This window comes from Campylobacter sp. VBCF_01 NA2, assembly GCF_027797205.1.
In the GTDB taxonomy this organism is placed as follows: domain Bacteria; phylum Campylobacterota; class Campylobacteria; order Campylobacterales; family Campylobacteraceae; genus Campylobacter_B.
This window is the reverse complement of the sequence record NZ_CP115607.1, coordinates 1,114,107-1,134,871: the sequence shown is the minus strand read 5'-3', so window position 1 is coordinate 1,134,871 and position 20,765 is coordinate 1,114,107. Positions and strand designations below refer to the sequence as shown.

General features: G+C 42.1%; 19 protein-coding genes. 9 read left to right on the top strand and 10 right to left on the bottom strand.

The features are described from left to right. The first annotated feature begins 29 nt into the window (after positions 1-29). Positions 30-329, top strand: coding sequence for a hypothetical protein (locus PF027_RS05885; protein ID WP_270872478.1), 300 nt, complete (start codon positions 30-32; stop codon positions 327-329). 65 nt (positions 330-394) lie between these two features. Here the strand turns inward: PF027_RS05885 and PF027_RS05880 are convergent, their stop codons facing one another. After that, complete coding sequence (locus PF027_RS05880; RefSeq protein WP_270859265.1) at positions 395-760, bottom strand: diacylglycerol kinase; 366 nt, start codon at positions 758-760, stop codon at positions 395-397. 70 nt (positions 761-830) lie between these two features. Between PF027_RS05880 and PF027_RS05875 the strand changes: the two genes are divergently transcribed. The 3 genes from PF027_RS05875 (at position 831) to PF027_RS05865 (ending at position 4,266) form a co-directional block, all read left to right on the top strand. Next, complete coding sequence (locus PF027_RS05875) at positions 831-1,589, top strand: exodeoxyribonuclease III (RefSeq protein WP_270872477.1); 759 nt, start codon at positions 831-833, stop codon at positions 1,587-1,589. A 22-nt stretch (positions 1,590-1,611) separates the two neighbouring features. Then, positions 1,612-3,282 (top strand): formate--tetrahydrofolate ligase, encoded by a 1,671-nt coding sequence (locus tag PF027_RS05870; RefSeq protein ID WP_270872476.1) that lies wholly within the window; start codon positions 1,612-1,614, stop codon positions 3,280-3,282. Between the two features lie 267 nt (positions 3,283-3,549). Then, positions 3,550-4,266, top strand: a complete 717-nt coding sequence (locus PF027_RS05865; protein ID WP_270877231.1) for a hypothetical protein — start codon at positions 3,550-3,552, stop codon at positions 4,264-4,266. Positions 4,267-4,572: 306 nt separating this feature from the next. Here PF027_RS05865 and PF027_RS05860 read toward each other — a convergent pair whose 3' ends face one another. Genes PF027_RS05860 through PF027_RS05820 form a run of 9 tightly spaced genes read right to left on the bottom strand, consistent with a single transcriptional unit; the run spans position 4,573 to position 15,179 of the window. Beyond that, positions 4,573-4,932, bottom strand: a complete 360-nt coding sequence (locus PF027_RS05860; protein ID WP_270869991.1) for a hypothetical protein — start codon at positions 4,930-4,932, stop codon at positions 4,573-4,575. Next, entirely contained in the window at positions 4,929-6,890 is a 1,962-nt protein-coding gene (gene mnmC / locus PF027_RS05855) for an FAD-dependent 5-carboxymethylaminomethyl-2-thiouridine(34) oxidoreductase MnmC (RefSeq protein WP_270872474.1), read from the bottom strand. Before mnmC ends, PF027_RS05860 begins: the two co-directional genes overlap by 4 nt. Next, the gene (locus PF027_RS05850; RefSeq protein WP_270872473.1) at positions 6,890-8,368 is read right to left on the bottom strand and encodes an N-acetylmuramoyl-L-alanine amidase; all 1,479 of its coding nucleotides are present in this window, start codon (positions 8,366-8,368) and stop codon (positions 6,890-6,892) included. The genes mnmC and PF027_RS05850 overlap by 1 nt, the downstream gene beginning before the upstream one ends. After that, complete coding sequence (locus PF027_RS05845; protein ID WP_270872472.1) at positions 8,352-9,440, bottom strand: nitronate monooxygenase; 1,089 nt, start codon at positions 9,438-9,440, stop codon at positions 8,352-8,354. The genes PF027_RS05850 and PF027_RS05845 overlap by 17 nt, the downstream gene beginning before the upstream one ends. After that, positions 9,440-10,645 (bottom strand): tyrosine--tRNA ligase, encoded by a 1,206-nt coding sequence (tyrS, locus tag PF027_RS05840; protein ID WP_270859273.1) that lies wholly within the window; start codon positions 10,643-10,645, stop codon positions 9,440-9,442. The genes PF027_RS05845 and tyrS overlap by 1 nt, the downstream gene beginning before the upstream one ends. Positions 10,646-10,660: 15 nt before the next feature. After that, complete coding sequence (locus PF027_RS05835) at positions 10,661-12,853, bottom strand: RelA/SpoT family protein (RefSeq protein WP_270868138.1); 2,193 nt, start codon at positions 12,851-12,853, stop codon at positions 10,661-10,663. Continuing rightward, on the bottom strand, positions 12,831-13,049 hold the full coding sequence (locus tag PF027_RS05830; protein ID WP_270859275.1) for a DNA-directed RNA polymerase subunit omega: 219 nt from the start codon (positions 13,047-13,049) through the stop codon (positions 12,831-12,833). The genes PF027_RS05835 and PF027_RS05830 overlap by 23 nt, the downstream gene beginning before the upstream one ends. A gap of 13 nt (positions 13,050-13,062) precedes the next feature. Further along, positions 13,063-13,782 carry a UMP kinase gene (gene pyrH, locus PF027_RS05825; RefSeq protein ID WP_270859276.1) on the bottom strand — a complete coding sequence of 240 codons (720 nt, stop codon included), beginning with the start codon at positions 13,780-13,782 and terminating at the stop codon, positions 13,063-13,065. 59 nt (positions 13,783-13,841) lie between these two features. After that, on the bottom strand, positions 13,842-15,179 hold the full coding sequence (locus PF027_RS05820; RefSeq protein ID WP_270876802.1) for an apolipoprotein N-acyltransferase: 1,338 nt from the start codon (positions 15,177-15,179) through the stop codon (positions 13,842-13,844). Between PF027_RS05820 and yajC the strand changes: the two genes are divergently transcribed. Genes yajC through leuS form a run of 5 tightly spaced genes read left to right on the top strand, consistent with a single transcriptional unit; the run spans position 15,152 to position 20,762 of the window. Further along, positions 15,152-15,421: a preprotein translocase subunit YajC gene (yajC, locus tag PF027_RS05815; RefSeq protein WP_270862572.1), complete on the top strand. Its 270-nt coding sequence runs from the start codon at positions 15,152-15,154 to the stop codon at positions 15,419-15,421. The genes PF027_RS05820 and yajC overlap by 28 nt on opposite strands. Continuing rightward, on the top strand, positions 15,414-17,015 hold the full coding sequence (secD, locus tag PF027_RS05810) for a protein translocase subunit SecD (protein WP_270872470.1): 1,602 nt from the start codon (positions 15,414-15,416) through the stop codon (positions 17,013-17,015). Before yajC ends, secD begins: the two co-directional genes overlap by 8 nt. Continuing rightward, complete coding sequence (gene secF / locus PF027_RS05805; protein WP_270866647.1) at positions 17,002-17,970, top strand: protein translocase subunit SecF; 969 nt, start codon at positions 17,002-17,004, stop codon at positions 17,968-17,970. The genes secD and secF overlap by 14 nt, the downstream gene beginning before the upstream one ends. 9 nt (positions 17,971-17,979) lie before the next feature. Continuing rightward, positions 17,980-18,321, top strand: coding sequence for a DUF6394 family protein (locus PF027_RS05800; protein ID WP_270859281.1), 342 nt, complete (start codon positions 17,980-17,982; stop codon positions 18,319-18,321). A gap of 8 nt (positions 18,322-18,329) precedes the next feature. Beyond that, a complete protein-coding gene (gene leuS / locus PF027_RS05795) occupies positions 18,330-20,762 on the top strand; it encodes a leucine--tRNA ligase (protein ID WP_270877230.1) in 2,433 nt (810 codons plus the stop codon). Positions 20,763-20,765 lie beyond the last annotated feature (3 nt).

Sequence of the window (20,765 nt, the reverse complement as noted above, 5' to 3'; positions counted from 1 at the left end):
ATAAAACATTTCAGTAAAAAGGAAAAACAATGGCAACATTAGATTTAACAAACGAAAACTTTGCAGTAGAACTGCTTTCTTACTATCTTTGGGGTAAAACAGAGAATTTCACGGCGCAGGTTAAATTCAAAAAATCGTTCAATGCTAAATTTATGTTGAATTTTGAATTTAAATTTCCCTGGATTGACTTCGCCTACGGCTCGTCCAAATGCCCCTTCGCTTCGCTCGGGTCGCTACGCTCATTTTGCTTCGGTGATAAATCGCCTCGCAATGACAGCAAATTTAGCGCAAGTAATTTTAAAGTCGTAGATTGCCACGAATTTTGCTGACGCAAAATTTTCGCAATGACAAATTAGGTGCAAAAATTTTAAATTTTAAAATTTCGGCGCAGTGTTTAGCCAAAAATTTTACCACAAATCGCACATACCCACAGGGCGAAATTTAGGCTTAGAGTGAGCATTACAGCGGTGCTGGCGGTATCTTTGGCAGCCCCTGCAAGCGGGTGAAAATCGGGGCTTGCTAAATCGACCACACGCTCGATTGATGAGTTTATGCACTCGACAACCAGCGTAAAAACCGCGCCAAAAACCAAAGCCAAATTCCAAACTAAGCCAAAATTCCAAAAAAATAGCGAAACCAAAAGTGGCGCAAAAACAAAAATTTCTAGCCGAAAACTCCGCTCACTACGCCAAATTTCAACTAACCCCGCCAAAGCATAACCCCAGTTTGCGAAAAATTTGTATTTTGGCTGATTTCTCATTTTTTTCCTTTTAAATTTTAGTTAAATTTAGGCATAATCATAGCCAAATTTTGATAATTAAAGGGTAAAAATGAAGCTAATGAGCTGGAATGTAAATGGGCTCAGAGCCGTGCTTGGCAAGGGCGCATTTGCATGGCTTGATGATGAAAAGCCCGATTTTTTGGGCTTGCAAGAGATAAAAGCGAGCGCAGAAAATATCCCAAAAGAGCTTTATGAGCTGGGATTTTCGCAGATTGATACGAACTCAGCCACGCGCGCTGGGTATTCTGGCGTGGCAAGCCTAGCTAAATTTGCTAGCAAGGTTAGCAAATGCAACTTCGCTAGCGACGATGAGGGGCGGGTTTTGGAGCATAGATTTGGCGATGTGGTGCTACTAAATATCTACTTCCCAAACGGCCAAAAGGACGATGAGCGCCTTGCTTATAAGATGAAATTTTACGCCGATTTTTTGCGCTATATCGATGAGCTGGTCGCGCAGGGGCTTGGCGTGATATTTTGTGGCGATGTCAATACTGCTCACAGGGAAATTGATTTAGCAAATCCAAAGTCAAATTCTAAAATTTCTGGCTTTTTGCCTATCGAGCGAGCATGGATTGATGAGGTGATAAATCACGGATTTATCGATACTTTCCGTGAAATTCACGGCGATGAAAAAAATGCTTATTCGTGGTGGAGCTACCGCTTCAATGCACGCGCTAAAAATGTCGGCTGGCGGATTGATTATTTTTTCATCTCGCAAAATTTGCGTTCGCGTCTCAAAGACGCCTTTATCCGCGCTGATATCACAGGTAGCGACCACTGCCCAATCGGCATTGAGATTGATTTGTAAAATTTAAATTTAAGGGGAAAAAATGTTAAGCGATATCGAAATTACACACAATGCAAAACTTAAAAAAATCACAAAAATCGGCAAAAAACTAGGTCTGAAAAAAGATGAAATCGAGCCTTATGGGTTTTATAAGGCGAAAATTCCGGGGCGCGAGTATGGCGATAGCCACGCTAAAAATGGCGCACACAGCGCAAAGCTGATTTTAGTTACAGCCATTAGCCCGACTCCGTATGGCGAGGGCAAAACCACGACCTCAATCGGTCTAGCTGACGCAATTAAATCACTGGGTAAAAGCGTGGCTTTGGCACTTCGTGAGCCATCTCTGGGTCCAGTATTTGGCATAAAAGGTGGCGCAGCAGGTGGAGGATACTCGCAACTAGCACCCATGGAGGAGCTAAATTTGCATTTTACCGGCGATTTTCACGCTATTACTAGCGCAAACAACCTAATCAGCGCGATTATCGACAACTCGATTTATCAAGGAAATCCACTTAAAATTAAAAGCGTGCTTTGGAAGCGTTGTATGGATATGAACGATCGCGCACTGCGCCAAATCACTGTGGGACAAGGTGGTAAATTTGATGGCGTAGAGCGCAAAGACGGCTTTAATATCACCGCAGCTAGTGAGATTATGGCGATTTTGTGCTTGTCGAAAAATTTGGCAGATTTGAAGGAAAATATCGCAAATATCATGGTGGCTTACGATGAAGATGATAAGCCGATTTTCGTGCGAGATTTGGGTTGCGAGCAGGCTGTGAGCGTGCTTTTAAAAGAGGCGATTAAGCCAAATTTATTCCAAAGTATCGAGCATACGCCTACTTTCGTGCATGGCGGGCCTTTTGCTAATATCGCTCATGGGTGCAACTCGATAATCGCTACAAAAACAGCGATGAGCCTAGCCGATTTTGTCGTGACAGAGGCTGGATTTGGCTCTGAGCTTGGCGCGCAAAAATTCCTCGATATCAAATGTCCGCGCGCAGGTATCGCCCCTGATGCGGTGGTTTTGGTGGCTACGATTCGCTCGCTCAAATACAATGGCGGCGCAGCCAAAGATGAAATCACTAAGCCAAATTTAGAAGCGCTTATGGTGGGAATCGAAAATTTAGGCGGGCATATTGAAATTTTGCAAAATTTCGGTCTAAATCCGATTGTCGCACTGAATAAATTTAGCTTTGATAGCGATGAAGAGATTGAGTTTGTGCGCAACTACTGCACCGCGCGCAGTGTCAAAATGGCGCTTTGCGAGAATTTCGCCAAAGGCTCAGTTGGGGCAATAGATTTGGCAAAACTCGTCCTTGCTGAGTGCAAAATCCTAAAAAATATCAACTACACTTACGATAAAACTGACGATATTAAGACCAAAATCGAAAAAATCGCCACGAAAATTTACGGCGCGAAAGAGGTTGTTTTCGAAGAGGCCGCACTTAGGGCGTTGGAACAAATTCGCGCGCTTGGGCTAGAAGATTACGATGTGTGTATCGCCAAGACGCAGTATAGTTTCAGCGACGATGAAAAGGCGCTGGGTCGCGCGTGCGGGTTTAGCCTGCGGGTCAAAGACTTGCAGATTCGCACTGGGGCTAAGTTTATCGTGGCTGTGGCTGGCACAATCATGCTAATGCCCGGACTTTCCAAACACCCTAGCGCGCTAGATATGAAAATCAGCGATGATGGCGTAATTAGCGGGTTATCATAACCCGCTAGCGAGGCTTTTAAAACACTGCCCCGAAATTTGCAAATTATGCAAATTTGTTCGCCATTGTCATTGCGAGATGACGAAGTCGTCGAAGCAATCTACGAGTGAAAATTACCAAAGCGCGAATTTAGTTTCATTGCGAGCGCATACTGCGCGTGCCAATCTACGACTTTAAAATTCCTTGCGCTAAATTTGCTGTCATTTCGAGCGTGCGGTGGTGTGCGAAGCATGGCAGGTCGGGACGAGGCGCAGGGCAGAGTAAGAAGTGTGAGTGAGGGAGAGATGATGAATTATAATAAGAGAGATTATGATAAAGAACCGTTGATTATCAAGGATTATGTTACGGGCGAATATGCCGTATATTCTATGTTTATAGTTTTTCCTTTGCTTTTTTTAACTTTGATTTTTACAACTCACACTGGGGCGCAAGAGATAGAATTTTATATTAGAGTTTTTATCATTTTAATACCACTATCACTATTTTATTTATACAAAAATAAACAAACAGATAAAGAAAATAAACGATTTGAATTTACAAATAATTCTATCACTTTGCTATCTGATAAAAAAATTATAAAAAAGCTAAATATCAGCGATATAAGTTCAATAAAAATGTCAAGTGATATTCGTTGGGATAGGTCGCAAAATATCGATAAATTAAATTTTGCTTTTGTGGCTATATGGCTTTTTGCTGGTTTTTTGGCAGGAGAACTAGAAAAAGGTTTAATTTTTGTGATTGGTTTTATCTTGGTTATTGTTTCAATTAAATTTATACTTCATATCCACAAAGGAGGTTTTAATTCGCTTAGATTTTTTGATCAATTTGTAATTTATGAGAACGATTTTAAAGGTGGTAGGATTATGAATATTCTAATTGTTACTGAACAAGAATACAAGACAATTAGGGCTTATTGTATCCAAATTTTGAAAAAAGATATAAACAATATCCCTTGTGTTTATAGTGTTTTTAGTAAGAAAAATTAAATTTGATAAACCATTTTTTTTAGAAAGGAGAACTTATTATAAGTTCAGCAAAAATTAGTGAAGCTATAAAGGTGCTTGACAAAGCTTACCAAAGATTATTGGAAAATAGCCGATTATCAAGTTTGATTGCAAATGCGTTGGCAGAAGCTATCGAAAAGGAAAGTCTTGGCGCAAAAGCATTATAAGAATTTGGTGAAATTTCGGGGCAGGGTTTGGGGGTTGCGCCAGCGAAATTGGGAAATTTTAAAATTTCAAAATTCGCCAAATTTAAAATTTATCAAAATTTATTTCTAAATTAAAATTTAACTATTCTTCGGTTTTGTAAATTTTATTCGAAAATCTGCGGTGTTTGATCTGCAAATAGAGCACAAAAACGATAAACAAAACCGCCGTTGCGATGATATAGTAGCGGTTTTTAAAGATTATCGCGCCGTTTATGAGCCCAGAAAACAGCGCCAAAACCACAGCCGTGAGAAACGGAAAGCGCACGGCGTCCTTTTCTTTGATTGCGATTATCACAAGCGCAATGGCAAAAAGCGCGGTATTTAGCAAAATAGCTAAAATTTTAATCTCGGCAAACAAATTTGGATTTGTCCTCGAAATGCCGTAAAGTGCGAGTGCGCCGAGGGCAAAAAGGATTAGAATTATTAGGATTAGTTTTTTCATTTGATTAGTCCTTTTTTGAGTTTGCGAATCAAAAAGCGCGATGGCATTAGCTCGTTTGCGATCGAGCGTGGCACGCAAAGCGGGCGCGAAAGTGCATAATCGCATATAAGCTCTGCGCCCAAAACTGCGGTGCTTAGTCCGTGTGCGCCATGCGCTGTGTTAAGATATAAATTTGGGATAAATTTGGCGCGTCTGGCGGATTTTTTGTTTTTGCTCCATGGCAGGTCTTTGAAATCTCGCGCCAGAGTTTCTGGCTCGCACACTGGGCCAATTAGCGGAAATCTATCGCCACTATATCCCCTGTATCCGACCTTAGAGCCGATGATTTTGGCTTTTTTGCTCAAAAACTCGCCAACGCTTTCTAGATTTTTGACATCGTCAATCGCTCTTGCTTCGTCGTGGTAGCACTTCCTATCGTAAGTCGCGCCGATTAGTTGCTTTTTGCCCACGGCTGGGCAGATGTAGCCAGAGGCACTGAGTGGAAATTTGGTTTTGATTAGCGGGCGAATTAGCGTGGTTTGACCGCGCACGGAGCTGATTTGCACGCTAGGATCTAGGTTAAATTTGGCATCTTGCGATACTGCGCCGCGACCGAAAAATTCCTCGCTCTCGCTTCCTGCGCAAAGGACTAAAATATCGCAAAATAGGCTTGCGCGGTCTTTTAAAATCACTTCGAATTTCTCATTTTGCTTTTTGAAATTTAGCATTTCGTGGTTAAATTTGACGCCGAGTTTTTTGGCGAAATGTTTGCAGAGCTTGTGCGGGTGGGCTAGGACGGCGTTTTTTATCATTATGCTTGGATATGGTTTTGAGTGCGCTTTAAATTCGTAAATTTCGGGGTTTCCTGCGCTTTGATACCTTGCTAAAAGCTCGCTATCATAGGCAAAATCCTGCGCCCCAAGCAGGCTAGCTAGCTTTTTGGGAGCGTGTTTGGCATAAAAGCTAAGAGCCAAATCAAATGCGTGTATGTGCATCTCTCCAAGCTTCACGCCCTCTTTGGTGATTAGCGGAGCGCACACGCCTGTGAAATTCCCGCTACCATTTAGCCCAGCTTCGCTTCTTTTATCTATCACGCTGACGCTAAAACCAGCTTTTTTAAGCTTAAAAGCCGTGCAAAGCCCAGCAATTCCAGCTCCCACGACAATCGCTGTGGGGGTTTGCGCCTGCGGTGCGCGCTCTTCGTCGTATGAATTAGGGTCGTATAGGCAGTGCGTGGCGGATAAATCGGCGAAATTTGAAAACTGTATTGGCAAAATTTGCGGGTGCTTTCTGGCAAAATAAAAATTTTCTACTTCATCATCTTCGCGCAAAAATTTCGCCCTAATCATGTGGCGTTTGGTGTCGAATCCGTCTGTTTTCTCGACGAAAAACCCTGCCTCGCGCAGTGATTTTGCCACCCAGCCAGCGCTTGTGTATGTCGCTAAAATCGCGCCCTTTTTGCAAAGTGGTGTAAGGGCGGCAAAAATCTCTTTGCTCCAAATGGTTTCGTTTTTCGCAGGTGAAAATCCGTCTAAAAACCACGCATCGGCCTTGAAATCAAGTTCGTTGATTAGCTCGCTAGCCTCGCCAATGCAAAGATCAAGCGTGATTTTTTTGCCAAAATTTATGCGGTGAATTCCATTGGTAAGGGGCGGGAGTTTTTTGATTAAAATTTTAGAAACTGATGAAAGTTCGCCAAATTTCGCCCAAATTTGGGCTAATTCGTCCTTGCTAAGCGGATTTTTTTCGATTGAGACAAAGTGTAGGCGTTTGTTAAATTTAAGCGCCTTTTTTGCGCAGAGCAAAAAGTTGCGCCCCACGCCAAATCCTAGCTCGCCCACGATGATAGGCGCATTGCTAGCAAACGCCGAATCTAGCGCGCTTATAAAGACATATTCACTCTCGCCAAGAGGATTTTTGAAATTAAAATAAAAATCCTCGTAAATTTCACTAAATGGTGCATCGTTGATAAATTTCATTACTTATTCTTTTGAAAATACGCATCTACGCCGTTTGCGATACCTTGGGCTATGCGGTCTTGGTATGCAGAGGTGCCTAGGTTTTTGCCCTCACTTGGGTGTGAGATATAGCCCATTTCTACGAGCACAGCTGGCATTGTAGCCCCCACTAGCACCCAAAACGGCCCCTCTCTGACACCGCCGTCTTTGCTTTTGTAACTTTTTTGGACGGAATTTAACATATAGCTTTGGATATCGATTGCAAGCTTGTTTGAGGCGATTATCTTTTCTCTATTTAAGAAATTTAAAAATGTCTCTTGCGAAAATGCGTTCATATCCTCCATGTCGCCTTGGTTTTCGAATGCTGCGACATTTTTGCTACGCTCGGATTTGGCTGGGCTTAAAAAAAATGTCTCCACGCCACTGAAATTTGGCGCTTGTTTGGCGTTTGGCGCGGCGTTTGCATGCACTGAGATAAACATATCGGCATTTTTTTTGTTGGCGAAAGCTGTGCGGGATTTGAGGTTGATAAATACATCGTTGCTTCTGGTATAAAGCACCTTGTAACCGCGCTTTTGAAGCAGTGCGCCAAGCTTTTTGGAGGTTGCAAGAACGATAGTTTTTTCCTTTAAGCCATTTCCGATAGCGCCACTATCTTTGCCGCCATGGCCTGGGTCTATGACGATTAGTTTGCCTTTTGTAGATTTGTAAATTTTATTCGTCCCGCTCGCCTCGCTTTTGGCTGAATTTACCTGAGTAGCTTTTGCGCTAGTTTGCGCTGGCATAGCGATTTTAGCCCCTGTTTTGGCGATGATTAACTCATTGCCAAAAATTTCAATCTTTGGGTTAAATTTTTGGTTGTGATTTAGCACGACGCGGGCGATTTTGTCGTTATACTGCGAAGTTCGCACTTCATCTACGAAACTGCCTGTTAATCTCGTGGTGTGCGAGCTGTTTTTGGCGTTAAAATCTAGGACATAGCGATAAATTTTATCTTTGTTAATTACGAAATTTTTATACTCGCTGTGGTCTAAATCTCTATTAAATTTCACTCTGACGCTATTTTCATCGCTACTGATTGATTGCAAAATCAAGGGTTTTGATTTATCGATTTTCGTGCTATTTGGCGTGATTTTGCCTGAGTTTAAAAACTCCAAATCAGCCTTGCTTAAAGTTTTTTTGGCGTCCGTGATAGCTGGCTTGTAATCGGCCTTGGCGCCTAGTTTTTCTAGCTCGGATTTATACACAGAGTAGTTTGAATACCCAAGCACCTCGCTACTATAAGTTAGCCGTTTTAGGACGCTAATTTTGGTTTTTTTATCTTTATTTGAAGTGGCGGAATAAATTTTTTTAAGCTCGCTGTGAAGCTCTTTTTTCGCGGTTTTGCTAGCGCTGACATAGTTTTTGTCAAAATTCGCAAAAACGCTACTAGCGTTCGCGCCAAATGCGAAACTTACGCTAAAAACAATAGCGCATAAAATTTTAACTATCTTCGCCATTTACGAGTTTTTCCATTAATTCTTTTACAGAAATGATTTCATTTAGCTTCCAGCCGTTCGCGCCTGTGAAAAACAGCCCGCTCTCTTGTCTGCCAAGATAGGCGTCGCTTAGGCGATCTGCTATGCAGTATCCGACGAGTTTGGCTCCTTTGCCACGCTCGCAAGGTGCCACGCAGTTGCTAACGCATGAAATTTTCGGTGCGCTTCCAGCGGCAATCATATCTTGCAAATTCGTATGAATTCCGCGCGCAGGGTAGCCTACTGGGGATTTTAGAAGTTTGATATCTTCTTTTGTGGCTTTTAGTAAGACTTCTTTAAATTTCTCGTGGGCGTCGCACTCAAATGTGCCGATAAATCTAGTGCCCATTTGAACGCCGTTTGCGCCTAGGCTTTTGGCTTTATCTATATCGTTTTTGTCCCAAATTCCACCTGCTGCAAATAGTGGAAAATCGCCCCAGCTATCAATTTCGGCTCTTACTTGCGGGATTAATTTTTCTAGCTGATACTCTGGGTCAGTGCATTGCTCGTAGGTAAAGCCCTGATGACCGCCACTTAATGGACCTTCTAGCACGACGCCATCGGGCAGGCGGTTGTATCTACCACTCCAACGCTTGGCTATGATTTTTAGAGCCTTGGCAGATGAAACGATAGGCATAAGCGCGACATCTGGGAAATCGGCGGTAAATTCGGGCAAATTCGTAGGAAGTCCAGCACCGCTGATGATGATATTTATCCCAGCTTCGCAAGAATCCTTTACAATGCGCTCATAATCATTAGCCGCGCACATAATATTCATCGCTAGTGGTGCGTCGCCACAGATTTCGCGAGCGTTTTTTACGATTTGAGTAAGGGCTTTTTTGTTATAAAAATTTAGCGAAGAAAATGGTCTATCGTGGATACACTTTTCCGAAAATTTCAGGTCGTCATAATATCCAGTCCCTACTGAGCTAATCACGCCCAAACCGCCATTTAAGCTGACATTTCCAGCTAGTTTGTCCCAGCTAATCCCTAGCCCCATTCCGCCTTGGATAATAGGGTGTTTGATCTCGTATTTGCCGATTTTAACGCTCATTATCTTACCTTTAATTTAGCAAATTTTTTCTTTCCTACTTGTAAGGTGTATTCGCCAGCACTTAGTTGGAGTTGCTCGTCTGAAATTTTGGTCTGATCGACGCTGACGGCGTTTGATTTGATTAGGCGTCTTGCATCCGAGCTAGAAGTGGCTAGCTTGCAAATAAGTAGAGCTTTGACGATCCATGCTGGTGCTGAAACGCTAAATTCAGGGATTTCTGCTGGAAGCTCGTTTCCACCATGAACTCTATCGAATTCCTCTTTCGCCTCTAATGCGACATCCTCGTCGTAAAATCTCGTAACGATTTCTGTGGCAAGCTCCTCTTTTACGGCTTTTGGATGCACAGCTTCGTCTGCTACGAATTGTTTGATTAGTGCGATATCTTCGTTGCTTTTTTGTGATAGTAGATTATACCAATCCCACATCAAATCATCGCTGATACTCATTACCTTGCCATACATATCGTTTGGAGCGTCTGTTACGCCGATATAGTTTCCTAGGCTCTTGCTCATTTTATTTACCCCGTCAGTGCCCACAAGAAGTGGCATCATAACGACGGCTTGTTCTTTGCCTACATTATAAACTCTTTGGAGTTGGCGTCCCATAAGAAGGTTAAATTTTTGATCAGTGCCGCCAAATTCGATATCGCATTTCATACATACGCTATCATAGCCTTGCAAAAGCGGGTATAAAAATTCGCTAATGCTAATTGGCATTTCGGCCTTGTAGCGTTTCTCGAAATCATCTCTTTCTAGCATTCTGGCTACATTAAATGTGCTTGATAGCTCGATTACACCGCTAGCGCCTAAGCGATTTGTCCATTCTGAGTTGAACATTACCTTTGTTTTTTCTGGATCTAAAATTTTAAAAACTTGCTCTTCGTAGGTTTTGGCATTTTGCATTACGACATGGTGAGGAAGTTTTTTTCTAGTTTCGCTTTTGCCTGTTGGATCGCCGATTTGAGCTGTGAAATCACCGATCAAAAACTGCACGATTGCGCCGTGTTGTTGCAAAAATGCGAGTTTGTTTAGCACGACAGTGTGTCCTAGGTGTAGATCTGGCGCAGTCGGATCCATGCCGATTTTTACCAAAAATGTTTCGCCACTCTCGTAAAATTTAGTAATCAAAGCCTCGATTTGCTCTTCGCCTATTATCTCGCTTACTCCGCGTTTGAAATTTGCCATTATATCTTTAATGTCAGCCATTTACTCTCCCTTTTATTAGTTTTTATACACATCATCTAATGATATAAAATCAGCGATTTTATATCTATTTTTTAATCTGTCTTTGATATAAGTGTGGTCTAAATTTTCGTTTAATTCTATAATGATTTCGAAAAAATCAGACACAGCTTCGTTGTTTTCGTTCAAATTTATCGAAACTAAATCGACGCTTAGTTTAGCCAAATATGTTAAAAACTCAGCCAGCGAGCCTCGCTTGTTTTCTATGTTTAGTATGATTTTGTATCTGTGTGGCGCGTTTCGCGTCCATTTGACGAAAATCATTTCATCGCTTTTCATTAAATTTGCCGCTCTTTCGCAAAGCTTGTGATGAACCGTGACATTGTGTCCGTTGCGAAATCCGATGATATCGTCCCCGCGTTTAGGATTACAGCAGTAATCAAACTCTACTTCGTTGATTTTGTAGTTTGAATACACCACGATATTGTCGAATTTTTGCTTTTCTACGCTGTATTTATCGCGGAATTTCATATTGAAAAGCTTCTCTTTGAGTGGGTATTTTTTCAGTGCATTTACGACATCTTTCAAAAATACCGAATCATAGCTTGCTTTACCGACTTTTTTGATTAAATTTTCTTTTTCTACCCAGTTTATCACGCTCTCTTCGGTCGTAGCGAAAATCGCACTTAAAATTTTAATCGCTACTTCTTGATTTACATCGCGAATTTTTTGTTTGCAAAATGCCTTAATTGTGGCTCTTGCCTTGCCTGTTTTGACAGAATTTAGCCAGCTACAACGATAGTGCGGGTTGTTTCCTGTGATGATATGGACGATATCGCCGTTTTGAAGCTCGGTTAGAAGCGGGACTTTTATGCGATTGACAAAGGCTTCGACGGCTTTAAGACCGACTTGTGAGTGTATTTCATAAGCGTAATCAAGCGCAGTCGCACCTCGTGGGAGCGTGAAAATTCCGCCCTTTGGCGAATACACTGCGATATCCTCGATATATAGGCTATCTTTGGCATATTCGTATAAATCATCAGCGTTTGAATCATCGGCTTCTTGCAAGCCAATATCGCTAATCCAATCAAGCTTAGGATTTAGTGAGCCAGAGTATTTGTATTTCCAGTGCGCAGCCACGCCAAGTTCAGCTGTATTGTGCATCTCTGTGGTGCGGATTTGGACCTCGACTATCATGCTGTCGTTAAAAACGGTCGTGTGAATCGTCTGGTAGCCGTTTTGTTTAGGTAGGGCGATATAGTCTTTAAAGCGCGAAATCAAGGGGTTAAATTTGGTGTGAATTACGCCAAGTGCTAGATAGCAATCCATCGGTTTTTGCACGATTATGCGGATAGCTAGCAAATCCAAAACCTCTTCAATCGAAATGCCCTTTCTTTGCATTTTTAGGTAGATTGAATAGTAATGCTTCATACGCTTTTGAATTTCAAAGCTGTTTTCGCTAAATCCGTTTGTAAGCAGATACTCGCTAATCGTTTCGCTAAATTTGCTTAAATTTATTTGGAGCTGTTGTTTATGCTCTTCGACATAGTTTGCGATTGTGGCGTATTCTTTTGGCATTACATATTTGAAGCTTAAATCTTCTAAGATATTTTTAATCGATGAAATTCCAAGTCTGTGCGCGATTGGCGCATAAACTAGAAGCGTCTCTTCGCCTATGCGTTTTTGCTTATCTGGGCGGAGTGCTTCTAGGGTTAGCATATTATGGAGCCTATCGCAGAGTTTGACTACCAAAACGCGTTGATCTTCGATAGAGATCATTAGCATTTTGCGAAATGTCAGAGCTGTGGTGCGAAGCTTGGCGTTTTTATCGCCAGAAGGGGCTAGTTTATCCTCGCGGATATTTACGATTTTTGTCATACCCTCTACGATTTTTGCGACATCTTCGCCAAATCTATCCCCAACTTGCTCGGTGCTAAAATCCGTATCCTCGACCACATCGTGCAAAAGCGCAGAAATGACCATAGCGTCATCGCCGCCCATAAATGCGACAAAACATGCGACTAAAATAGGGTGGATTGCGTATGGTTCGCCACTTTTACGAAACTGCCCCTCATGCTGTGTAACGCATAAATTTATCGCATCTACAAGCACTGGGGTAGGCTCTTTTAGGCTATAAAGTAGCCGTTTGGCGTCCTCGATCTCTTTTGTTTCGACAATATCTTCGATAAGGCTTTCCAAATAGCCGTCACTAATCCTTGTCAATGATTCCATCTAGGGTAATCTTACCTTCTGCTAATTCTAAAATCGCAATATCTGCAAATTTCATATTGCGTGTGTCGATGTTTTCGACAAGTGGAGTTGCCCCAGCGGCAAGCTCTTCTGTGCGTTTAGTAGTCATTAGTGATAGCTTGTAGCGATCGCCTCCTGTGACTTTCAACGCTTTTGCTATGATTTGTTCTGTTCTCATTAATTCTCCTTTTTTAGTTTTTTACGATTGAACATTGGCTTAAATCGCCGTTATTGATGATTTTGTGTAAATTTCCGCTCTCAAACATATTGCATACGATGATTGGAAGCTTGTTGTCCTTAGCTAGGGCGATTGCGGTATCGTCCATGACCTTGATATTATCGTGCAAGGCTTGATCGTAGGTAATGGTATTTAAAAGCACTGCGTCATCGAATTTATGCGGATCTTTGTCATAAATTCCATTTACCTTTGTTGCTTTGATAATCGCGTCTGCGCTGATTTCGACTGCGCGCAAGGTGCCAGCTGTATCAGTGGTAAAAAATGGATTTCCAGTGCCTGCTGCAAAGATTACGACCCGTTTTTTCTCCAAATGTCTTTTGGCTCTGCCGATGATGAAGGTTTCGCAGATCGCTTCCATTTTTATCGCGCTTTGCACGCGCACATCTATGCCGTTGTATTCGAGTGCTTCGCGCATAGCGATTGCGTTGATTACGGTTGCTAGCATGCCCATGTGATCGCCACTTGTGCGTTTGATGATACCGCCAGCTGCCGCGCTTACGCCACGGATTATGTTTCCGCCACCGATTACGATACCTACCTCGATACCGTTATCGACGAGCTGTTTAATCTCTCTGGCTATAAATTTTAAAATTTCACTATCTATTCCAAAACCATCTTTTCCAGCCAGTGCCTCGCCTGAAAATTTAACGAGCACACGATTAAATTTTGCCATTTTAATGCTCCTTGAAAAAATTTGATTATGTTATCTAAAACTCGTTTAAAAATAGCTTTTTACGCCGTTTTAAATAATGCCAAAAATTTATTCACCCATAGTTTTCTGGGCGTGATTATCTCGCTAGGGCTTGCGTTTATGGCGTGATACACACTTGCCCCACTTAGCGTGGCGTAATAGCGGATTATCAGGCGTTGCAGGTGCGGTTCATAGCTGGGGATAAACCAGCCGTTGTTTGAAATCGCCACGACAAATTTTGGGTCATCGCTGTAAAACTCGCCCCTCGTCGCCTCGTAGCAAATCGCGCTTTTTACGGGGATTTCTTTGATTGTATAAAAACTAAAATTTGGGGCAATCGAAAAATCGCTAGCCCCGCCTAAAAATGTGTTATTTATAAAATCTCTAATCGGCGCAGGCAGTGGCACTTGCTCGCCAAAAGGCACCAAAATGTGTTTGTCAACTCTGCGCAAATTTCCGTTTTCAAAAACATAGGCGCTGTTGTAAAATTTAGACTCTTCATACGCCTCAGCACCGGCTACAATCGAAATTTTATACGATTTTTCTAGCAAAATTTCCTTTAAGGCTTCCTCGCGGTTTAGATACAGAGCAAATGCGCTCTCTGGCAATACTATCGCCTCGTAGCCACTTTCTATCGCCTCGTCGATTTTGGCTAAATTTTCTCTAATTGCGTCTAAAATTTTCTCCTCGTCCCAGATGTCAAACTGCGAAATTTGTGAATTTTCAAGTTTTATTTTAAATGGCAAAAATTCAGCTTCTTTTTCTTTAAATTCTAGCGCGCAAATTAAGCAAGCGCAAAAAAGCAAAATTTTGGCTTTGTGCCTAAATTTTATCAAAATGCAAATTCCAGCCAAAATCGCGCAAAATGCGAAAATTTCGGCTCTAAAAATGCCATGTGAAAACAAAAGCTCGAAATTTAGCCAATCAAAGCCAAATGGGTGGATAAATTTCAGCCCCGCCAAACAGAGCGCGCGCAGTATTGGCTCATCAAAAATAGCAAAAATACGAAAAATCGCCCCCGCAATCAGGCAAATTCCTAAAATTTCGACCGGGATTAAAAACGAAAGTCCAAAATAAATCAAACTAAAACTAATCCAATAAAACCAAATCGCGCCGATAAAAAACCCAAACCAAAACCAAATTTGCTTTTTGCTTTTTAAAAGGACAAATAGCGCAAAAATCGCGATTAGTGGCGAGAAAAATTCAGCCAAAAGTGGTAAAATTCCACCTAAATTTTGGCTTAAAATTTCAACAAATATAAAATTTGAAACTCCAAGCGCAAGAAAAAAGCCGTTATTTATTTTATTTAATGTAAAATACTCTCTTTTTAAATTTTTTACAAAGGAAAACGATGGAACAAGGAAGTCTTTTTGGAACATTATTACCTCTAATTGTCTTTGTTGGGATTTTTTACTTTTTGCTAATCAGACCGCAACAAAAACAAGCAAAAGAGCATAAAGCTATGGTTGATGCGCTCGCTAAGGGCGATAAAATCGTCACAAGTGGCGGACTAAAATGCACAGTCGTAAAAACAAGTGAGGATTTTATCACAGTTAAGCTTAATGATGATGTTATCGTCGAACTAGACAAACTTTATATCGCAAGAAGGTTAGATGCGTAGTAAGATTACATATCGTTTGATTGCCTTTTTAGTAGCGGCAATTTTTAGTTTGATTTTTGCTATGCCTTCGATTTTGCAGAGCGAAAAGGGCGATAAAATCAACCTCGGACTTGATTTGCAGGGCGGTCTTCACATGCTGCTCGAAGTCCAAAGCGACGAGGCGATAACTTCGAAAATCAAATCAATCGCAGCTAGCGTAAATTACGCTGCTAAGCGCGATGATTTGCTAATGGACGGCTTGAAGCTTGATAGCGATTTTTTCGAATTTGAAATTTTAGACCCCGATGAAGCGCCTAAATTTGACGCTTTGCTTCACTCTGCTGCTAGTGGGCTTGAAATCGCCAAAACTGGCGAGAAATACCGCGTAAGCCTAACGCCAGAAGAGATCGCTAGCACCAAAGAATACGCGATCGCTCAGGCTGTGGATACCATACGCAACCGCTTGGATCAATTTGGCCTTGCTGAGCCAACGGTCGCCAAACAGGGCGAGAGCTATATCCTAGTCGAGCTTCCTGGAATTAAGAGCTCAGAAGAGGAGCAACGAGCCAAAGATTTAATCGCCAAAGCAGCGCATTTGCAACTTATGGCACTTGATGAAATTCGCCAAGACAGAGCCTTAACAATGAGCGAAGAAGAGGCCAAAAGCTACGGCGATGTAATTTACCCTGACGCGAAAAATCCAGAGTATAAATACCTAATCAACGAAATTCCAGTTTTAGACGGAGCAATGCTAGTCGATGCTAGGGTGGCTTTCGATCAAAATACAAATCAGCCAATCATAAATTTCACGCTTAATTCACAAGGTGCGCAAATTTTCGGCGATTTTACAGGCGAAAATGTCGGCAGACGCCTTGCAATCGTGCTTGATGGCAAGGTTTATTCAGCTCCACGCATTAACGAGCGAATCGGTGGTGGAAGCGGACAAATCAGTGGCGGATTTAGCGTGCAAGAAGCACACGATGTGGCGATTGCACTGCGTTCTGGTGCGCTTTTGGCGCCTGTTAGCGTGAGCGAATCGCGCAGTATCGGACCAAGCCTAGGTCAAGATAGCATAGATCAAAGCGTGAAAGCCCTAACTTTCGCGGCGATTGTAATTTTGATTTTTATGGTTTTATACTATGGTATGGCGGGCGTGTTTGCAGATATCGCTTTGATTGTAAATATTTTATTTTTGATAGCGTTTATGGCGCTGTTTGGGGCGACACTGACCCTGCCTGGTATGGCTGGAATTGTGCTGACCGTAGGTATGGCAGTCGATGCCAATGTCATCATAAATGAGCGCATAAGGGAAGTGCTAAAATCTGGTGGCTCCATTAGCCAAAGTATCACCAAAGGCTACGAAAACGCTATGAGTGCGATTGTAGATGCAAATATCACTACGCTGATTACTTCGGCTGCCTTGTATGCGTATGGCACAGGCCCTGTTAAGGGTTTTGCGGTAACTATGAGTATAGGTATCATCGCGTCGATGATTACTGCGATTTTGGGCACTCATGGTATGTTTGAGGTGGTAATGGGCAAAATGGAAAAGAGCAAAAATACGAAATTTTGGCTAGGTTATAAAGTCAGAAAGGCGCAAAATGCAGGTATTTGATAGTGATAAAATTTATGATTTTATGAAATTTAGACATATCGCATTTGTGATATCTGCGATTTTGATAATTGGCTCGATTGGGCTGTTTTTGATTAAGGGCTTTAACTATGGTATAGATTTTAGCGGTGGAACGCTAATTCAGGTCAAATACGACCAAAAAGCCCCGCTTGATGAAATTCGAACTCGCTTTGAAGCGGCAAATTTGGGAAATATAAATGTAACTGAGTTTGGAAGCGATGAGGAAGTTACCATTAGATACTCTGGCAGTAGCGATTCACTGGGCGATAATCCAGCCTTAGCAGCGCAAGAAATTTTAAAAGGAAGTGGAAATTTCGAGGTTCGCAAGGTTGATGTCGTAGGTCCAAAGGTCGGTAGTGAGCTTCGCACAAAGGGAATTATGGCTGTTTGTGTTTCGTTTGCACTTATTTTAGTCTATATTACTTTTCGTTTTGAGTGGAGATTTGCGATTGCGGCGGTGATTTCGGATCTGCACGATGTCATCATCGCATGTGGTGCGCTGATACTATTTAAAATCGATTTTAACCTTGAAATTTTGGCCGCACTTCTTACGATTATGGGTTATTCGCTAAACGATACTATCGTCGTTTTCGACAGGATTAGAGAGGGCGTGCGCACTAGCAAATCCATTAAGCTAACCGAGGTTATCAACGAATCAATCTCAGCTACGCTTTCAAGGACATTTTTGACATCATTTACAACCTTGCTTGTAATTGTGATTTTGTTCGTTTGGGGTGGGGCTATGATACATGGATTTAGCCTTGTTATGCTTGTTGGCGTCGTGGCTGGAACATTTAGCTCGGTTTTCATCGCTGCACCGCTTTTGATTTTATTCGGATTCGATGTGGAAAAATACCGCGCGTTTTTGGCTGATAAACAACGACGCGCCAAAGAAAAAGAAAAAATGCGCGCAATGTATGAAAAAGGCACTGTATAAGGATAGAAAATGAACTGGGGAAGAGTAACATACATATTTTTTGCTTTGATGAGTGCGACTACAATCGCTGGATTTATCTACGAAAGACACGAGCTTTTGCTCTTTATCGCTGCTAGTATTAATGCAGTCTCAACGCTACTTAAAGTCGGTGTGCGCAATATGCTCTCAGCCGAGCTTTTCGCAAGCTCGCTTGTGGCTGATTTGCACCTAATCCCAGCGTTTGTGCTTATGATAGTTCATCCAGGTGATCTTTCGGTTATAACCGCGCTTTGTATCGGCGCGCTGATTGCTGTGATTTTCTCATTAGTGCTAATCACCGTAGAATCAGCCAAATCAAAAGATGAATTTTAGGAGTAATAATGGCTTATAATAGCAAAGAGATAGAGTTAAAATGGCAAAAAATTTGGAACGATGAGGGCGAAGCAGAGCCAAAGGACGATTATAGCTTACCTAAAAAATATATTCTTTCGATGTTTCCATACCCAAGTGGGCGTATCCACATGGGACATGTGCGAAACTACGCTATCGGCGACGCGCTCTCGCGCTACTACCGCTTGCAAGGATACAATGTGCTCCAACCAATCGGCTTTGATAGCTTTGGTATGCCAGCAGAAAACGCAGCGATTAAGCATAAAATTCACCCCAAAAAATGGACTTACGAAAATATTGATTATATGAAAAACGAGCTAGACAGGCTTGGTTTTAGCTTTTCAAAGCGTAGATTGCTAGCCACTTCTGATCCGCTTTATACAAAATGGGAGCAGGAATTTTTCATCAAAATGTATGAAAAGGGGCTGATTTATCGCAAAAGCTCACTGCTAAACTGGTGCGAACACGACGGCACCGTGCTTGCAAACGAGCAGGTTGAAGACGGCAAATGCTGGCGCTGTGGTAATGAAGTAGTGCAAAAGCAAATGCAAGGATATTATTTAAAAATCACAGATTATGCTGGGGAACTTCTTGATTGTTTGAAGGATTTGGAGGGAAAATGGCCAAATCAAGTCCTAACCATGCAAGAAAACTGGATTGGGCGAAGTGAGGGTTTGAAATTCCGCTTTAAATTTGACGATGAAAGCCGCCAGATGCTAGACGGAATCGACGGATTTGATGTATTTACGACTCGCCCTGATACGATTTATGGTATGAGCTACTCGGCTCTTGCGCCTGAACACGCGGTTATTGCGAAGCTTTTGGAGAAAAATTTACTTCCAAAAGATGTAGAGCAAAAGGTTCGCGCGATCCTAAACCAAAGCCCAAGAGAGCGACAAATCGCCGACAAAGACGGAGCGTATCTAGGCGTAAATGTCCTACACCCGCTAACTGGCAAAAAAATCCCAGTGTGGATAGCAAATTTTGTTTTGGCTGATTATGGTGACGGCGCGGTTATGGCTGTGCCAGCAGGCGATGAGAGGGATTTTGAGTTTGCGAGTAAATTTGGACTTGAAATTATAAATATTTTCGAAAACGAAACCCTACCACATGTCGAAAAAACAGGAATTTACGCAAATTCTGAAATTTTAAATGGCCTAAAATACAAAGAGGCAAATGAGAAAATTTTGCAAATTTTTGAAGAGCGAAATTTAGGCTCTCGCGTGGTAAATTTCAAACTCCGCGACTGGGGCGTTTCACGCCAGCGCTACTGGGGCGCGCCGATTCCGATGATTCACTGCGAAAAATGCGGTTTAGTCGGCGAAAAAATCGAAAATTTGCCAGTTGCGTTGCCTGATGATGTGCAAATCACAGGACTTGGCAATCCGCTTGATAAACACCCTACCTGGAAGCACTGCACCTGCCCGAAATGCGGCGGAAAGGCCGTTCGCGAGACCGATACGCTTGATACATTTTTTGAGAGTAGCTGGTATTTCGCGCGCTATGCAAGCGATGAGAAAACTTGGACGAGCAAGGCATTTGACGAGCAGAGCGTGAATTACTGGATGAGCGTAGATCAATATATCGGCGGTATCGAGCATGCGATTTTGCACCTGCTTTACGCTAGATTTTTCCAAAAAGCATTGCGCGATTTGGGTTATTTGCGCGATAGTGAGCCGTTTGCTAGACTTTTGACACAAGGCATGGTGCTAAAAGACGGCGCAAAAATGAGCAAATCTAAGGGCAACACCGTAGATCCCGATGATATCATCGCTACTTATGGGGCTGATACTGCGCGACTTTTCATACTTTTTGCAGCACCTCCTGCAAAAGAGTTAGAGTGGAACGATAGCGCAGTAGAGGGCGCTTATAAGTTTTTAAACCGCCTTTATGAGCGTTCAAGCAATGCGTATAAAACAGATAAAATTCCTAGCATTAACCACGCAAATTTAAGCAAAGATGAAAAATATGCGAGATTAAAAGTCTATGAGGCGCTAAAAAAATCGCACGATGTATATACGGAAAATTTCGCCTTTAATACCCTAATCGCGGCGTGTATGGAGGCTCTAAATGCCCTAAATGCGCAGGATAACGCTGATATTTACACTGAGGGATATTTTATTATCCTAAATTTACTTCAACCAATCGTGCCTCATATCGCAAGCGAGCTAAGTCAGACACTTTTTGGGCGCAAAAATTTCACAAAAATTGAGCTTTTGCCTGAGGTTTTTGTGAGCGATACTATCACGCTTGCAGTTACCGTAAATGGCAAAAAACGCGCCGAAATCGACGCCAATGCGGACGCGAGCGAGGCGGAAATTTTAGCACTTGCCAAAGAAAATGTCGCAAAATGGTTAGAGGATAAAACGCTAATAAAAGAAATTTATGTCAAAAACAAACTTGTAAATTTGGTCGTAAAGTAGGAA

Excerpts from the sequence above, each read along its gene's own strand:
- PF027_RS05800 (WP_270859281.1), top strand. The coding sequence starts at position 17,980 with ATGAACTGGGGAAGAGTAACATACATATTTTTTGCTTTGATGAGTGCG.
- PF027_RS05875 (WP_270872477.1), top strand. The coding sequence starts at position 831 with ATGAAGCTAATGAGCTGGAATGTAAATGGGCTCAGAGCCGTGCTTGGC.
- PF027_RS05880 (WP_270859265.1), bottom strand. The coding sequence starts at position 760 with ATGAGAAATCAGCCAAAATACAAATTTTTCGCAAACTGGGGTTATGCT.
- PF027_RS05835 (WP_270868138.1), bottom strand. The coding sequence starts at position 12,853 with ATGGAATCATTGACAAGGATTAGTGACGGCTATTTGGAAAGCCTTATC.
- pyrH (WP_270859276.1), bottom strand. The coding sequence starts at position 13,782 with ATGGCAAAATTTAATCGTGTGCTCGTTAAATTTTCAGGCGAGGCACTG.
- PF027_RS05830 (WP_270859275.1), bottom strand. The coding sequence starts at position 13,049 with ATGAGAACAGAACAAATCATAGCAAAAGCGTTGAAAGTCACAGGAGGC.
- PF027_RS05870 (WP_270872476.1), top strand. The coding sequence starts at position 1,612 with ATGTTAAGCGATATCGAAATTACACACAATGCAAAACTTAAAAAAATC.
- PF027_RS05860 (WP_270869991.1), bottom strand. The coding sequence starts at position 4,932 with ATGAAAAAACTAATCCTAATAATTCTAATCCTTTTTGCCCTCGGCGCA.
- secD (WP_270872470.1), top strand. The coding sequence starts at position 15,414 with ATGCGTAGTAAGATTACATATCGTTTGATTGCCTTTTTAGTAGCGGCA.
- secF (WP_270866647.1), top strand. The coding sequence starts at position 17,002 with ATGCAGGTATTTGATAGTGATAAAATTTATGATTTTATGAAATTTAGA.
- tyrS (WP_270859273.1), bottom strand. The coding sequence starts at position 10,645 with ATGGCTGACATTAAAGATATAATGGCAAATTTCAAACGCGGAGTAAGC.
- PF027_RS05850 (WP_270872473.1), bottom strand. The coding sequence starts at position 8,368 with ATGGCGAAGATAGTTAAAATTTTATGCGCTATTGTTTTTAGCGTAAGT.
- PF027_RS05845 (WP_270872472.1), bottom strand. The coding sequence starts at position 9,440 with ATGAGCGTTAAAATCGGCAAATACGAGATCAAACACCCTATTATCCAA.
- PF027_RS05885 (WP_270872478.1), top strand. The coding sequence starts at position 30 with ATGGCAACATTAGATTTAACAAACGAAAACTTTGCAGTAGAACTGCTT.
- yajC (WP_270862572.1), top strand. The coding sequence starts at position 15,152 with ATGGAACAAGGAAGTCTTTTTGGAACATTATTACCTCTAATTGTCTTT.
- mnmC (WP_270872474.1), bottom strand. The coding sequence starts at position 6,890 with ATGAAATTTATCAACGATGCACCATTTAGTGAAATTTACGAGGATTTT.
- PF027_RS05820 (WP_270876802.1), bottom strand. The coding sequence starts at position 15,179 with ATGTTCCAAAAAGACTTCCTTGTTCCATCGTTTTCCTTTGTAAAAAAT.
- leuS (WP_270877230.1), top strand. The coding sequence starts at position 18,330 with ATGGCTTATAATAGCAAAGAGATAGAGTTAAAATGGCAAAAAATTTGG.